The sequence below is a fragment of the Nocardia sp. CNS-044 genome (assembly GCF_059570515.1).
In genome coordinates this window covers 173,971-189,447 of sequence record NZ_JCANSX010000007.1, presented here as the reverse complement: position 1 = coordinate 189,447, position 15,477 = coordinate 173,971, and the positions used below count along the sequence as shown (strand labels likewise).

Genomic DNA, 15,477 nt, shown 5'->3' with positions numbered 1-15,477 from the left:
TGAGTCGAACACGCCGGACACCATAGTGGACCAGTTTTTCGATTATCGCAAGCCGCCTGGGATACCATCCCTCTGTGTCGAGCATTCCAGATCGCGTCCGGGAGATGATCCAGGAGTCGGGTCTGAGTCAGCGTGAGTTCGGCCTGCACATCGGGCTGGACGATTCGAAGCTGTCGAAATCCCTCCGCGGGACCCGTCGGTTCTCCTCTGTCGACCTGGCGCGGATCGCCGAGCTGTGCAACGTCACCGTCGACTGGTTGGTCACAGGCGACGACACTCAGATCGCTGTGGCGGCCCGAACGACCGGCGGCACCGCCGGTACTGCACTCGAGATCGCCAAGCGCTACGGCACATTGCGTACCGATATGGCGAGTCTCGGATATACCCAGCCATGGAGCGGGTCATCGAACCTCTCCGAGGCGGGGTCGTTTCAAGCGCAGGGTACTCGACTGGCGAAAGCCGCTACGAAACGTTTGGCGGTAAAGGGAAGTTCCGTGCTGCAGCCGGACTTGGCGTCGGCAATCGAGTCGGCATTCGGCGTGGATGTTGCCGTGGTGGCACTCGATCAGGATTTCGACGGGCTGGCGGTGTCCTACCCCGACGTTAAGCTGATCATCCTGGCTGCCAGCACAATTCCGGCGCGGCAAAGGTTCACACTCGCGCACGAGTTGGGTCATCTGCTGGCAGGCGACGATCAAGGCGTCCACCTGGACGAGGACGTTTTCGGCAAAGCGCAAAAGCGTGATGGCAGCGAGCTCCGTGCGAACTCCTTTGCTGCGGCGTTTCTCATGCCCGAAGAAATACTGCGAGAGCGATTGATACCGGCGAAATTCAGTGAGGAGTCTTTCGCCGGTCTCGCCTTCGATCTGATGGTGACACCCTCTGCTTTGGCATTCCGATTGCTCGATCTGCATTTGATCGATGCCGGCTTGTGTGACCGGTTCAAGCGCCTCACCGCGGCCAAGGCCGCGAACCTCGTCGGGCGCGGTGTCGCGTTCGGTGAGCGGGTCGTAGCTGCCAGCACGCCACGGGCGCCTGGTCTTCTGGTCAGAGACACCTACGCGGCATACGACTCGGGTGCTGCGACGCTACGTCCGTATGCCAATCTGTTGGACATCGACGTCGAGCAGCTGAGAGAGTCGTTGGAGTCCGACAGGGGGGCGTAGCAGTAGTTGTGAGCGAGTTCCTGTTTCCCGACAGCGCCGTTCTCGGCAACTTCGTGCGGGTGGATCGCCTGGATCTGTTGAAATCGATTCTCGGTACCCGAGGTGTGTGGACCTCTGCGGTGGAATACGAGGTGGCCCGGACACTGCCTGCCAATTCCCAGGCCACTCTCAACGGATGCATGGGCGAACCTGTCGATATCGATGATCCGGCCGAGATCTGTGAGGTCCATCGCCTGCGGCGCGTCGTCTTCGGCGGAGCCGAAACGCGGTCGCTGCAGAACCTCGGGGAGGCCGAGACCTGCTTCGTGCTCACCAAGCGCAAGGAGTTCGCCGGATCCAGGTGGGTTACCGACAACCCGGACGTGCTGCGGTACGCCCAGCACCGTGGCATTGCCACCTGGCGAACTCGCGAACTGATGTCCGAAGCGGTGCTCAACGGGGAGATCGCGCCGGACCAGGCACGGGACATCTTGATCAGGATGCGCAGTCGCAGTTGATCTTTCATGCTTACCGGCTTCTCGGCTTACGCGGCGCTCAAGAGACTCGTCAGTGCTAGCCTTGATCAGTCCGGTAGCTGGGTCATCGCTGCCGGATTGTGTTGGCTCGGAGGCGTACCAGCGCCGGGAAAGTCGGGTTTGCCGAAGGGGGTCGTATGGCGAAACTGGTGATCGACAAGGACTTCCTGCTCGACCTCGGCGCACTGGAAGCGTCCGTGCAGCGCAACGTGCGAGACGTGTTCGCGAAGTTCGCGGCAAGTACCCACACCGGGCTGCACCTGGAGAAGCTCCGTACCGCCTGCAACGATCGATACCGATCGATTCGCATCAACCAGTCGATGCGCGGCATCGTGCTGGCACCTGCTTCCGGCGATACGTATGTTCTGCTGAAGGTGCTTCCGCACGACGATGCGTATGCCTGGGCGGCACGTCGCGACGTCTCGGTCAATCCCGCGTTCGGTGTCGTCGAGATCTGGGATGGTGTCGGCGCCGCCGAAACCATTGCCGCCTTGCCGGAAACGACACTGTCCGAGCCGACGCTGTTGTTCGCCGAATTCGGCGACGCAGTGCTACGCAGGCTGGGCATCGACGACCGGGTTCTTAAAGTCACCCGGTCTCTCACCGACAAGTCGCAGCTGGAGGCGGTGAAGGAGTTCCTCCCCGGTACCCAGTGGCAGGTATTGTCCGGTCTCGCCGAGGGATTCACCCCGGACCAGGTCTGGGAACTACTCGCCGCCGAGCTGACCGCCGAGCCGATCGATCCCGACGACCTGGATGCGGCCATCGCGCGCAGCGGTCATCGGCTGGTCTCGGTCGAAGGGCCTGAGGAGTTGCTCGCAGTTCTCGAGCGCCCGCTGGATTTCTGGCGGGTGTACCTGCACCCCACCCAGCGAGCGATCGCCGACGCCTCGTACCGCGGTCCCGCCCGCGTGACGGGTGGGCCCGGAACCGGCAAGACCGTGGTCGCTCTGCACCGTGCCCATGTCCTTGCGAAGCGCAACGATGGCCGCGTGCTGCTGACCACCTTCACCTCGACACTGACCGATATATTGCAAGCCGGGCTGAACCTGCTGATCGAGGACGAGCGCGTCCGACGGCGAATCGAGGTCGTGAACGTCGACAAGCTTGCCAACAAGATCTTCCGTGAGCATCGCAAGTCGCCGCACATCCTGTCGTCGTCAGAGGAGCGGCAGATCTGGGCATCGGTTATCGAAGACCTGGAACTGCCCTTCACGCCTGGCTTCCTGGGCGACGAATGGCGAGAGGTAGTGCTGGCTCAGCAAATCCAATCAGCTGATCAGTACCTTGCCGCCAAGCGCCGCGGCCGCGGTCGAGCCATGAATGCGCAGACGAAAGCCGCCGTATGGCTGGCGATCTCGGACTTCGAGCGGCGACTCACCGAGACCAGGCAGTGGACCTACGAGACCATCTGCCGTGAAGCCGTCCGTATCATGGAGACGGTCGAAGATCCGATGTACCGACACGTCCTCGTAGACGAAGCGCAAGACCTCAGCCCTGATCAGTGGCGGCTACTGCGGGCCTGCGTACCGCCTGGGACCGACGATCTTTTCCTCGCCGGTGACACCCACCAGCGCATCTACCAAAACCGGGTGACGCTGAAGGACGTCGGGATCCAAGTCGCCGGGCGGTCCACTCGGCTGACCGTCAACTACCGCACTACCGCGGAGATCCTCCGCTGGAGTTTGGAGCTGCTGCGCGGTGAGCGCATCGATGACATGGACGAGGGACTGGATTCCATCGCCGGCTGCCGTTCCGACCTGCATGGCCCCGATCCGGTCATACGCGGATTCGCCTCCGTCGAGGACGAACTGACCCACCTGGTCGAGCAGGTTCAGGGTTGGATCGAACGTGGGGCCGCGCCCGACGAGATCGGGATCGCAACCCGTGCCAACGATCTCGGCACCAAAGCTCGGGCAGCGCTGCGGCACGCCGACATTCCGGTCATCGAGCTGTCGGCAGCGACGGCGGGCGGTGTCGGCGTCGGCAGCATGCACCGGATGAAAGGACTCGAATTTCGCTACCTGGCGGTACTGGGCGTCGGAGAGAAGCAGGTGCCGCCGCCGGTCGCGATCACCTCGGTGGCCGAAGATCCGCACGCTCATCAGCGCGATCTGCAGCGCGAACGCTGCCTGCTGTTCGTCGCCTGCACCCGTGCCCGCGAGGAACTGGTCGTAACGTGGCACGGCGCTCCGAGCGACCTACTTCCGGAAGCCTCGAATGTAGAAAGGTCGTCGTGACGCGCCTGTCCACCCTGCTCGAACAGATCGATGCCGGTACTGTGCTCCTTCCAGAGTTTCAGCGCGGCTATGTGTGGAATCGCGACCAGGTCCGTGGGCTCCTGCGGTCGCTGTACTTGGAGCACCCGGTCGGTGGTTTGTTGTTCTGGGAGACCGATTCCGACGACATCTCGTACCGGGGTGATTCCCGTGCAGCCGCAGGGCCGCGGCGGTTGTTGCTCGATGGACAGCAGCGGGTGACCACCATCTATGGGGTCGTGCGAGGGACCCCGCCACCGTTCTTCGAGGGCGACCCCAAGACGTTCACCGCGCTGCACTTCGATGTGGAAAACGAAGTGTTCGAGTTCTATTCAGCGGCGAAGATGAAAGACAACCCGTTCTGGGTCGACGTCACGGAGCTGTTCAAGCGCGGACCGATGGCCTACCTGCGACGATTCTCCCCCGAGACCCATCCGCAAGTCGATGATGCTCAGCTGGATGTCTACCTCGACCGGCTGAACAAGGTCCGGCAGATCATCAGGTTGTCGTTCAACGAGGAAAAGATCACCGACTCCGGCCGAACTGTCGATGACGTCGTCGAGATCTTCAACCGGGTGAACTCGGGCGGCACGAAGCTGTCGAAAGGCGATCTGGCCCTGGCGAGTCTGTGTGCGCGGCGGCCCGAGGCACGGCAGGAACTGCGCGAGAATCTCGACCGATGGAGCCAGCTGGGGTACAGCTTCAGCCTCGATTGGCTGCTGCGCAACGTCACCGCCGTCGCGACTGGACGCTCTGTGTTCGACGCGCTCGGTAAAGTGACACCGGAGGAGTTCGAGCGTGCACTGCGGTCCGCGGTCGGTCATATCGACACCTTCCTCGATGCGGTTTCTTCCCGGCTCGGACTGGACCACGCCCAGGTGCTGATGGCGCCGGCCTCGCTGCACGTAGCGTCCCGTTTGCTCGAACTCAACGGTGGCCGGTTCGATGACGATGCCCACCGTGATCGCGTCCTCTACTGGTACGTCCATGCCGCATTGTGGGGTCGGTACACCGGTGCGCCAGAGACCGCCCTGCAACAGGATTACGAGGCCGTGGCTCGGGGCGGCGTCGACGCCCTCATCAAGAATATCGAGCGTACCCGGGGTGGCGAACTCGTAATTCGCCCCGATGATTTCACCGGCGCCAATCGTGGCGCCCGGTTCTACCCACTGCTGTACACGTTGACCCGCGCCTGTGGAGCCCGCGACCTCAGCAGCGGACTGGAACTGCAGGCCGAGAACCTCGGCCAGCAGGCCGCATTGGACATCCATCGTCTGTTCCCGAACGAGGAACTCCGCAGGGCCGGATACGAACGCGGCCACATCCAGAACCTGGCCAACTTCTGCATCCTTCCCGCGAACACGGTCGACCTGCTGAAGAAGCGCGCACCGGCCGACTACCTCGCCGAAGTTGAGAGAGATCAACCTGGCGTTCTCGAATCCCAGTGGATTCCAACAGATCCCAAGTTGTGGCGGGTCGATAGGTATCTGGAGTTCCTCCAAGCTCGCCGCAGGCTGGTCACTACGGCGGCACAGAAGTTCCTCGAAAGCCTGCGGGCCGGGGCCGCCCCCAGTACGAACTTGAAGCCGATTCGAGTCCGCGACGAGAGCGAGAACCCGGCCGTCGCCCGCCTCCGTGCTGCGGTCGAGGAATTGGTCGATCAAGGATTCGTCAGGCCGAAACTCGATGTCGAGGTCACCGACCCGCGCACCCGGCGCGAGCTCGTGGTCGCCGACGCGTTGTGGCCGGACGGCCTGCAGCCGGGAATCGGAGACCCGGTAGTTCTGATCAGCGACGGCGACGATGTCGATCTGACCCGGTTGACGCGACTCGGTTACCAGGTCTTCACCTCCCTGGACGAGCTGATGGCCTATGCCAATCGGGGAAGCGAGACGACAGAAGAAGCCTCGGGACCGGATGATCCCGAACCTGTCGAGTCGGTGGTGTCGGTCACCGCGACCGACGTCACCGCCGAGTTCACCGAGACGGTCAACGACGCGATCGCCCGAGCGGTCAACGAAACCGGGTACCGACCGGGGCAGTTTCGTCGGATGGTCGCCGAGATGGGAGCTGTTGCCACCGCGCGCAAGCTGCTGGCGACCAAACAACTCTCCGAGGGCTTCTCCACCTTGTGGGAGTTCGAGCGCTTGGATCTGACGGTGGAAGCCGCAGTGCTCGATGAGCGGTTCGCGGAACTCTTCACCGATCAGGAGCGCGAGACAGCACGGTTCAGGCTCGAGCAGTTCGGGTTTCGTGGATAGCGGAGTTCACCGAGAAACGTAGCCCTGATGGCCATATCCGGCCGAACGATTACTGAATCATGTTGCGCAGTACGGTATTTCGAGTCGATTGTGACTGAATATCGCGTATCGTCGTGCTCGACGGTGCAGACAGCATCGGAGAGCGCGGGGGTTGCTGATGGCGGGTATCGATCGTGAACGCCGAAACCGGTGGGTGGAGCGCAAGCTTGCTACATTTTCGTCCTTGACCGCACATCAACGCAGGTGCCTGTCCGTTCCGCTGGCCGAGCAAGGTTGGCAACTCTTGATCGATCGTGCGGCGGGTGAGGCGGCGCGAGCTACGGCATTTGCGATCGGTCGGACAGGGGTGTTCGCTCTGGTCTTCGCCGGTTCGGTGCCGGATCGGCGCGGGCTGCTTCGCATTCGCAAACATGCCGAGGAGGCGTTCGCGAGCGTGGCCTTCGACCGCGAGCAGTTTGTTCCGCACATGCTCGATGTCGTGGTGCTCGTGGATTCGCCTGCCCGAACCGGATGGCACGACCAGTTCTTCGTCGCCGATGAAGCATCCTTGCGCACCCTGTTGACCGATCGGGACCGCAAGTTGTCGCCACGTCGGGCCCGTGACGTGGCAGCCTCGGTCACCGACCGGCTGAATTCCTACGACTGGATCTCCTCCGATGATGCGCCGCAGTCCGCCACGCCGGAATCCGAGGGTCTTTTCGGGGCGACGGAGCTGCGCGAAGAGGCGCGCGGCGGTGCGCTGACGCGCCGGTTCCAGGATTGGATGATCTTTCTCGATCCCGATCAATTGGCACTGGTCGACGCGAACTTCACCGGACCGGCCCGCTTCAGCGGTCCCGCGGGTACCGGCAAGTCCGTTGTCGCGCTGCACCGCATGGCGCGTTTCGCCAAGCGAAACCCGGGGCGCCTATTGTTCACGAGCTATGTCAGAACCCTGCCCACGTACCACAAATCCGGGTTCGCCCGGCTCGCCCCGCATGCCGTGGACCGCGTGACGTTCGTCGGCCTGCATTCGTGGACGCTGGGCTTCCTCGCCCGCCGTCATGTGCCGTTCAACCTAGATGACGGTGCGCAGGAAGACGCCTTCGCGCGGGCGTGGCAACATGCGCGCGACGTCCTGGGTCGTATCGAGGGCACTGATACCCAGTATTGGCGAGATGAGCTCGACCGGGTGATCAAGGGGCGCGGCCTGAAATCACCGGAGGAGTACCTGGGAATCAGACGCACCGGCCGTGACGGTATTCAGCTGCACGGTAATCGACGGAAGTACGTGTGGGACAACCTCTATCTCCCATACCAGGACAAGCTGCGCGAAAAGAAGGTCGACGACTTCAACGACGTGATCGGCAAAGCACTCGATGAGCTGCGCGTCCGTCCGCTCGACGACACCGAGGACTTCGCGATGGTCGTCGTCGACGAGGTGCAGGACTGTACCTTGACGCAACTGCGCTTGATCCACCAGATCGCAGGCGGTCAGCCGGACGCTCAGTTGCTGCTCGTCGGAGACGGCCAGCAGCAGGTGTACGCGGGTGGTTGGCGGCTCTCCGACGCGGGAATTCCCCTTCCCGGTGGACGCGGCCGAGTGCTGCGTACCAACTACCGCAACCGCGCTGCGGTGCTGGGACTCACCCAACGCATCGAGGCGGGCAATACCGTCGACGACCTCGACGGCGGACCGGGTTTCGTGCTGCGCGATAGCAATTCTGTCCTGGCAGGTGGCACCGCCATCGAGAAGGAAGTGCGCCGCGCTGACATCGATGGCGAACTCGTCCAAGCGATCATCGATTCCGGCCACGCGACCTCGAACACCGCCGTCATCGTGAGCACTCGCAAAGACAGCACGCACTATCTGCGTGTGCTCGAGAAAGCCGGCTTCGCGGCGCTGCCTCTGGAGAAGTACGACGGCACCCAACCCGAGCCCATCAAGGTCGGCACCGTACATCGGGCGAAGGGCATGGACTTTGCCGCCGTTTTCCACATCACGGAGCCGCCCGCCGCGATCGGCTCGCTGACCGGGGGAGCCAGAGATCGCGCGGAACTGCTGGCGCGCCAGAGACTGGTTGCGGCGAGCCGACCGAGAGACTATCTGTGGGTCGCCTACCTGACGGATTGATGAGCGGCTGACGCAGATTCCGAATCATTGGCTGTCCCGGCGGCAACAGGATTCCGAGATTCAGCCGGTGGAATCGACACCGGCACAGATGGTGGGCGCATAGTGTAGTTGGTTGCGCTTGGTAGGGTTCGAACACCTGCCGATGCAGCTCAGAAAGGCGATGAGCCCGGGCGGGTTCGGGGTGAGCGGATAGCAGGGCGAAGGAGCAAACCGACCATGACCACCAGCTTGGGAACCACGCCGACGGCACGGGTCTTCGAAGTCGAGGAGATCGTCGCCATGGTTCGCGAGGGCAAGGTGCGCATCCCGGAGTTTCAGCGTCCGTTCCGCTGGGGTCTCGAGGACGCGCGCCGCCTGTTCGACAGCATCATGCGAGGCTACCCGCTCGGCAGCCTCTTGCTGTGGTCACGGCCCGCTGATGAAGCGCGTATCACGCTGGGTGCGCTCCGTATCGACGCGACCGCGATGGACAACGCGTTGTGGGTCGTCGACGGGCAGCAACGAGTCACCACTCTCGCCAACGCGCTGTCCCCGGAATCACTGGGCGACGAACGGTTCGCCTTGAGCTTCGACCCGGTTTCGGGGCAGATCGTTCCGACGAACGGCGCGAAGAGCCATGCGATTCCGCTGCCGACACTGTTCGACCTGCAGAATCTGATGACGTGGTTCCGCGACTACCCAGACGCAATGCGGCATTTCGACGCCGCGACAGCGGCAGCAAAGAAGATCCGCCAGTTCAAGATCCCGGCGTCGGTCGTCGAAACCCAGGATGAGTCGGTCCTACGCGACATCTTCGACCGGCTCAACAGCTACGGCAAGCGTCTCACGCGAGCTGAAGTCTTCACCGCGTTGCACCCGGCCACAGCGAACGCCGAGCACTCGACGTCGACGGCCATCGAAGGGATCATCGAGCACATCAGCGCCGATCTCGGGTTCGGCACCGTGGACGGCAACACGATCTTCAAAGCGGTGCTCGCCCGCCGAGGCCCGGACGTCACCCGCGAGATGCGCACGGAGTTCGAGGACCGTCGCTCAGGTGAGTTCCCAGGTGAAGACGCCAGCGAGGCGTACCGGCGCACACAGGATGCTCTGGACAGCACCGTGACGTTCCTGCAACAACACGCGGACACACCGCATTTTGCTTTCCTTCCTTATCGGCATTTGCTGGTTGTGCTGACCCGTGTCTTCGGGCACCATCCCGTGCTCGACGCACGACAGACTCAACTGCTGCGGCGCTGGTACTGGCGTGCCGCGGCGGCCGGGACGGCGCTGTTCCCCGGTGGCTCCACCGGAACGACGCGTGCCTTGTGCGCCAAGGTGAACCCCGCTGATCCAGATGTGACGCTCGCCGGTCTGCTGGAGGCGGTTCCGCCGAGCCGGATCAGTTGGCCTGACGTGCGTTATTTCCGCACCAATCACGCCAGCGGAAAAATCATCGCCTGTGCGATGTGGAATCGCCGCCCGCGGTCGTTGCGTGACGGCCGTCGGCTCGATCGCAACGATCTGGTGGATGTGCTGGGCGACGCGCAGACCCCCCGCCCCGCCCTGACCGCCGTGGTATCACGGCGGGTTGCCGCTGCTCTGAAGCAGGATTCGGCCGCGCGATGGCTGCTCGTTCCCGGATTGGAAGCGGCGCCGTCGGAGATCCCGGCCGTGCTCGCCTATCGGCCGATCGACATGGGGGAGGACCCGTGGCAGCGCACTCTCGAATCGCACACTATCGCGCCGGCCATCGCCTCCTGGCTCGATGAGGGACGCGCGCGCGATTTTGTTCAGGTCCGGGAAGGCGCGCTGGCCAGCGTCGTCCAAGATTTTCTGACAACAAGGATGGAACTCGGTTTCGAGGACACCCCGCCGTTGGATCACCTCATCCTCGATGACCTGGAGGCGGAAGACGAATCGCTCGATGAGCCGGGCTGGGACGCCGATGAGTGAATCGGCCCGCCACGCGGTCTGGTTGCACGACCGACGAATCGGCTGGTTGTTCCACCACGACAACTACACCTGGTTCGAATTCACCGAAGACTATCTCGCCGATCCTGTCAGGCCGGTGCTCGGTCTGCGCTTCGAGGAGCATCCTCGGGGCCGTTTCGCCGCCAACGTCCGTCTGCCGCAGTGGTTTTCGAACCTTCTGCCGGAGGGTGCGCTGCGCCAGTGGATCGCGGCGGACCGCGCCGTAGTGCCGGAGCGGGAGATGGAGCTGATCGCACAGGTCGGGCACGATCTGCCCGGAGCAGTGCGCGTGCTGCCCGCCGAACTTGACACGGTGCCTGATGTTGCGGACATGCTCGAGTCCGCGTCGATGTCGGCGGAGCCGGTGCACGGTGACCAACCGTGGAAGTTCTCACTCGCGGGCGTCGGCCTGAAATTCTCGACCCTGCGAGATGGGCAGCGGTTCACCTGCAGCGCGACCGGAGAAGGTGGTGATTGGATTCTCAAGCTTCCGGACAGCCACTACTCCGACGTTCCCCGCAACGAGTACACGATGATGAGGCTCGCCGGAGCCGTCGGGATCGATGTTCCAGAGGTTGCGCTCGTGCACCGCGACAATATCAGCGGTCTCCCCGCGGACGTGTGGCCGTCCGGCGAGGAGTTTGCTTATGCGGTCCGGCGATTCGACCGTGACGAGCAGCGACGGCTGATCCACATCGAGGACTTCGCCCAGGTTCGAGGCGTCTATCCCAGCCAGAAGTACCACGGTAACCTTGAGACCGTCGCGTCACTCGCCTATCGTGGCCGCGATACCGCCGCGCTCCACGAGTTCGTCCGCAGAGTCGTCTTCTTCGTACTCATCGGCAACGGCGACGCTCATTTGAAGAACTGGTCGCTGATCTATCGGGACCAGCGGATGCCGTCGCTTTCTCCTGCTTACGACATCATGTCGACCGAGGTCTACGATATCGGAGACCGTCCGGAAGACCTCGGGCTGAAATTCGCACGCAGTAGGCGCTTCGACGAGGTGCGTGTCTACCGGTTCGACCGGCTGGCCGAGAAGCTCGGGTCCGCTGAGTCACTTACCTCGACTGCGGTGGACACGATCGACAGGGTTCGTGAGCACTGGCCCACGTTCGCGGCGGAACTGGAGGATCTCAGACGGATACGCGAGCGAATCGATGCCGCGATAGCCGCGCGCGCTCACTCACTGTTGCGGAACAGGTGAACAAGCGCGGCGGGATTCGATGTCGGAGATGGGGGCAGCCCCGATTGTCCAATGAACCAGCGACGCGGACGTCCACGCGGACGCGGCACTCCCGCTGGCGAAACTCTAATTCACCCCACACAGTTCGTCAGTGAACTCGCCGCAGCACTTGGGCCCTTTTCACACCGAAGCTGGCGTAAATGCGACTGTCCTGGCCGAGGTTTATGCCCGGTGCGGAAAGTCGCCCGTGATTGAAGCCGCTCGTCAGGACGAGGCTTCCGTTTCCAGGCACTGGCCATACCCGGACTGATCCTGCCCGCGTTGACTCGTCTAAAACTAGGCTGATCCGCGCCGATACATCCCGACGAGTGAAGCAACCACTTCCGAGGCCTGTGGAACTCAGCAGCCAATCCGCTGAACGGGCCACACCGGCAGGGATGAAACCCGGCAGGGCGCCGAAACCGTCCTTGAGTCGTTGGAGAAACTGGCTGAACTTCTCGGTGTGGTCGCTAATACACCGATCTCGACGAAGGACGGCCGCGAATACCAGTTCGCTCGACCTGCCCTAAGCGTAGTGGGTGAACTGCCCTGTGAGTGAACAATTTCGGGTGGATTTGACCGAACTCGACGAGATCGCCACCCATGTCGCCGGGTTCGTCGAATTCCTCAACGAGAGCCTCACCGGGATACAGCAACGAACCACCGTGTTGCGGTCGAAGTGGATCGGGTCGTCCGCGACCGCCGCCATCGAGGCGTTTGCCCAGTAGCTGACCGGAGCACAACGGCCCCGTTCCGGACGGACCGCAGTAGGCGTAACCTGTTGCGCGATCCCGCCATTCGCGCTCAACTCCCGAAGCGGGCGAGGACGGAGGAGGCTTCTTGGGAAGCAGTGCCTTCCTCGGCGAGATGGGCCATGGTGGGGGCGATTTCGCGGCCATGGTGGGCCATCGCCTGGGCGTAGAGGCGGCCTGCGCGGTAGGAGGAGCGGACGAGGGGGCCTGCCATGACTCCGGCGAAGCCGATTTCTTCGGCGACCTTGGAGTGCTCGACGAATTCCTCCGGCTTCACCCAGCGGTCCACGGGGTGGTGGCGGGGGGAGGGGCGGAGGTACTGCGTGATGGTGAGGATGTCGCAGCCCGCCTCGTGCAGGTCGCGCATGGCCTGGGTGACTTCCTCCGGCGTTTCGCCCATACCGAGGATGAGGTTGGACTTCGTGACCAGGCCTGCTTCGCGGGCGGCGGTCAGGACGGCAAGGGAGCGCTCGTAGCGGAACGCCGGGCGGATGCGCTTGAAGATGCGCGGAACCGTTTCGAGGTTGTGCGCCAGGACTTCTGGGCGTGAGGAGAAGACCTCGGCGAGCTGGTCCGGGTCGGCGTTGAAGTCCGGAATCAACAACTCCACGCCGGTGTTGGGGTTCAAAGCCTTGATGGCGCGGACGGTTTCGGCGTAGAGCCAGGCGCCGCCGTCTTCCAGGTCGTCGCGGGCGACGCCGGTGATGGTGGAGTAGCGCAGACCCATGGCCTGGACGCTTTCGGCGACGCGGCGGGGTTCGTCGCGGTCGAGGGCGGCGGGTTTGCCGGTGTCGATCTGGCAGAAGTCGCAGCGGCGGGTGCACTGTTCGCCGCCGATGAGGAAGGTGGCCTCGCGGTCTTCCCAGCATTCGAAGATGTTGGGGCAGCCCGCTTCTTCGCACACGGTGTGCAGACCCTCGCGCTTCACCAGGCCCTTGAGTTCGGTGTACTCGGGGCCCATGGTGGCGCGGGTGCGGATCCACTTGGGTTTGCGCTCGATGGGGGTTTCCGCGTTGCGGGCTTCGATGCGCAGGAGTTTGCGGCCGTTGGGTGCGGACGCGTTGTGCGGTGTCGGGGTGTCGACTGAGGTCACTTGATCGACCTTACGCCTCGGGTGTCGGCCGCCGTCGGGGTGGCGGGAGCCGCGCTGTGGGATGCGTCGATGGCGCGGTCTGGTGTCGAGGCGGAGGCCGCGGCCGCAGGCTCGGTGCCGTTGTCCGCGACCTTCACGTCCGCGGTCGAACTCTTCGGTGCCGCGGAGTCTGCGGCAGCCTCGCCTGCGCCGTCGGCGGCTCTTATGGCGGTCGTGGTCGCCGTGATGCCGGCGGCGGGGCTGGCCGCGGGCCGGTTGATGTCGTGGTCGCTGACCGGGAGATCGCCGTTCAGCGCGCGCACGATCGCATCGGCGACCAGTGGCTTGATTTCGGCGACGGTGACTTCACGGCCGAGTTCGCGGGTCAACGTGGTGACGCCCGCGTCGCGGATGCCGCAGGGGACGATGGCCCCGAAACCGTCCATGGAATTGCAGTTGAACGAAAGGCCGTGCAGGGCAACGCCGCGCTGCACGCGCACACCGATGGCGGCGATCTTGCGTTCGGGGGACCAGTCGTTGGCGGGCAGCCAGACGCCGGAGCGGCCCTCGACGCGGCCGACGATGAGGCCGAGTTCGGTGCACACCGAGATCAGCGCCTCCTCGAGGCGACGCACGTACTGGACGACGTCGACGGGCTCCGCAAGCCGGATGATCGGGTAGCCGACGAGTTGTCCTGGACCGTGCCAGGTGATCTTCCCGCCGCGGTCGACCTGCACCACGGGGCTGCCGTCGATCGGCAGGTCCGCGTCCTCGGTGCGGCGGCCCGCGGTGTAGACGGAGGGGTGTTCGAGGAGCAGCAGGTGGTCGGAGCCGAGGCCTTCGGCACGTTCGGCGGCGATGGTTCGCTGCAGGTCCCAGGCGGCGTGGTAGTCGATGAGACCGAGATCCTCGACGACGATCGGGGTGCGATCGAAGCGGGCGGACCAAGTGGTGCGCGTGTCGTTCACGCCGTTGACGGTACGCCCCGCGGTTTGGAGGCCGGTAGGGACTGGGTGTGCGGTATGCCACAGGCTTGCGGTGCCGCCCGGGTGCGTCCCGTCGGCCGCCGAGGTTCGGGCTCATCCGCCCGAGTGAAATGGTAGGTCCGGACGGAATCGTCAGGGCGCCGCGGGACGTGCTTCGCGCTGCGGGGTGCATCGCCGGAACGGATGGCTCGGTCGGGCTCGGGAGCTCCGCGGGGAAGGGCTTGTCCGGAGCAACTCCGTTCCAGCTGTGAGCATGCCACGGGTCCGGCGAGCGAGTCGCGATGTGGCGTGAGCGCGAGGTAGCCAGCGCGCTGGCAGGGTCTGAAGCGGGTTGGGTGAGTTCTCTCGGTAACGGCGTGGTCGGGAACGGCGGCAGCATCGTCGGCGCGGTGGTCCGTTACGCGGTGACCTAGTTACGACCGAATTCGTGTACGCCAGGGGCTTACCCCGTCAGCTGAAACGGTGCCCGCCTCGATCGGCAGGCAGCGGTCGCCCGCCTCGATGTTGCCGAGGTGGCCGGTGGGCCAGACCTGGTAGTCGGCGAGGGAGCCCGCATCGCCGAGGGCGTCGATGATGGGACGGTTCATCCTAGCGGGCAGCAGACTCTACGGATTTGCCGCGATCCGGTGACGCGGTGGATTCAGCCCACCTCGACCGGCAGCGTCAGCTGCATCAACGTCAAGTCCATCCAGCGGCCGAATTTGTGTCCTACCTCCGGCAATTGGCCGACCACCATGAAACCGAATCGCTCGTGCAGGACGATCGACGCGGCGTTCCCCGATTCGATGGCGGCGATCATCGCGTGCACGCGCCCGGATGTCGCGGCGCGGTCGATCAATTCGGTGAGCAGGGCGCTGGCCAGGCCGCGGCGTTGGAAGCGGTCGGCGATGTAGACCGAGTTCTCCACGGAGTAGCGGTATCCGACCTTCGGCCGCCACTGGCCGTAGCTGGCGTATCCGGCGACTTCACCGTCGACCTCGGCGACGAGGACGGGCATGCCCGCCTCGACCCGGGAGCGGAACCAGGTGTGGCGCTCGTCGATGCCGACTTCGTCGATGTCCCAGATGGCGGTGGAGGTGGCGATGTTGGCGTTGTGGATGTCGAGGATCGCGGGCAGGTCACCTTCGCGCGCGTCGCGGATGACGGTGGCGTGGCGGGTGTCCATGGCGGTCAACG

10 protein-coding genes and 1 pseudogene are annotated in these 15,477 nt (G+C 64.2%); 8 read left to right on the top strand and 3 right to left on the bottom strand.

Features of this window, described 5'->3' with window-relative positions; translation table 11 throughout:
* The first annotated feature begins 74 nt into the window (after positions 1-74).
* From T333_RS15640 to T333_RS15605, 8 genes are all read left to right on the top strand, one after another.
* Positions 75-1,166, top strand: coding sequence for a helix-turn-helix domain-containing protein (locus T333_RS15640; RefSeq protein ID WP_496424892.1), 1,092 nt, complete (start codon positions 75-77; stop codon positions 1,164-1,166).
* An 8-nt stretch (positions 1,167-1,174) separates the two neighbouring features.
* Complete coding sequence (locus T333_RS15635) at positions 1,175-1,663, top strand: hypothetical protein (RefSeq protein WP_496424891.1); 489 nt, start codon at positions 1,175-1,177, stop codon at positions 1,661-1,663.
* 338 nt (positions 1,664-2,001) lie between these two features.
* The gene (locus T333_RS15630) at positions 2,002-3,921 is read left to right on the top strand and encodes a UvrD-helicase domain-containing protein (protein WP_496424890.1); all 1,920 of its coding nucleotides are present in this window, start codon (positions 2,002-2,004) and stop codon (positions 3,919-3,921) included.
* Positions 3,918-6,200, top strand: coding sequence for a GmrSD restriction endonuclease domain-containing protein (locus T333_RS15625; RefSeq protein ID WP_496424889.1), 2,283 nt, complete (start codon positions 3,918-3,920; stop codon positions 6,198-6,200). The genes T333_RS15630 and T333_RS15625 overlap by 4 nt, the downstream gene beginning before the upstream one ends.
* 223 nt (positions 6,201-6,423) lie before the next feature.
* Positions 6,424-8,313, top strand: coding sequence for a UvrD-helicase domain-containing protein (locus tag T333_RS15620; RefSeq protein WP_496424888.1), 1,890 nt, complete (start codon positions 6,424-6,426; stop codon positions 8,311-8,313).
* 216 nt (positions 8,314-8,529) lie between these two features.
* Complete coding sequence (locus T333_RS15615; protein WP_496424887.1) at positions 8,530-10,248, top strand: DUF262 domain-containing protein; 1,719 nt, start codon at positions 8,530-8,532, stop codon at positions 10,246-10,248.
* Positions 10,241-11,473, top strand: coding sequence for a type II toxin-antitoxin system HipA family toxin (locus T333_RS15610; RefSeq protein ID WP_496424886.1), 1,233 nt, complete (start codon positions 10,241-10,243; stop codon positions 11,471-11,473). The genes T333_RS15615 and T333_RS15610 overlap by 8 nt, the downstream gene beginning before the upstream one ends.
* A gap of 569 nt (positions 11,474-12,042) precedes the next feature.
* Positions 12,043-12,219 carry a WXG100 family type VII secretion target gene (locus tag T333_RS15605; protein ID WP_496424885.1) on the top strand — a complete coding sequence of 59 codons (177 nt, stop codon included), beginning with the start codon at positions 12,043-12,045 and terminating at the stop codon, positions 12,217-12,219.
* 76 nt (positions 12,220-12,295) lie between these two features.
* On the opposite strand, the gene lipA is transcribed toward T333_RS15605, so the two are convergent.
* The 3 genes and pseudogenes from lipA to T333_RS15590 form a co-directional block, all read right to left on the bottom strand.
* A complete protein-coding gene (gene lipA / locus T333_RS15600) occupies positions 12,296-13,336 on the bottom strand; it encodes a lipoyl synthase (protein WP_496424884.1) in 1,041 nt (346 codons plus the stop codon).
* Between the two features lie 215 nt (positions 13,337-13,551).
* Positions 13,552-14,283, bottom strand: a pseudogene (lipB, locus tag T333_RS15595) (lipoyl(octanoyl) transferase LipB); the annotation flags it as partial.
* Positions 14,284-14,941: 658 nt separating this feature from the next.
* Positions 14,942-15,466 (bottom strand): GNAT family N-acetyltransferase, encoded by a 525-nt coding sequence (locus T333_RS15590; protein ID WP_496425307.1) that lies wholly within the window; start codon positions 15,464-15,466, stop codon positions 14,942-14,944.
* Positions 15,467-15,477 lie beyond the last annotated feature (11 nt).

Coding starts and splice junctions, on each gene's coding strand:
- T333_RS15630 (WP_496424890.1), top strand. CDS start 2,002: ATGCGCGGCATCGTGCTGGCACCTGCTTCCGGCGATACGTATGTTCTG.
- T333_RS15590 (WP_496425307.1), bottom strand. CDS start 15,466: ATGGACACCCGCCACGCCACCGTCATCCGCGACGCGCGCGAAGGTGAC.
- T333_RS15610 (WP_496424886.1), top strand. CDS start 10,241: ATGAGTGAATCGGCCCGCCACGCGGTCTGGTTGCACGACCGACGAATC.
- T333_RS15615 (WP_496424887.1), top strand. CDS start 8,530: ATGACCACCAGCTTGGGAACCACGCCGACGGCACGGGTCTTCGAAGTC.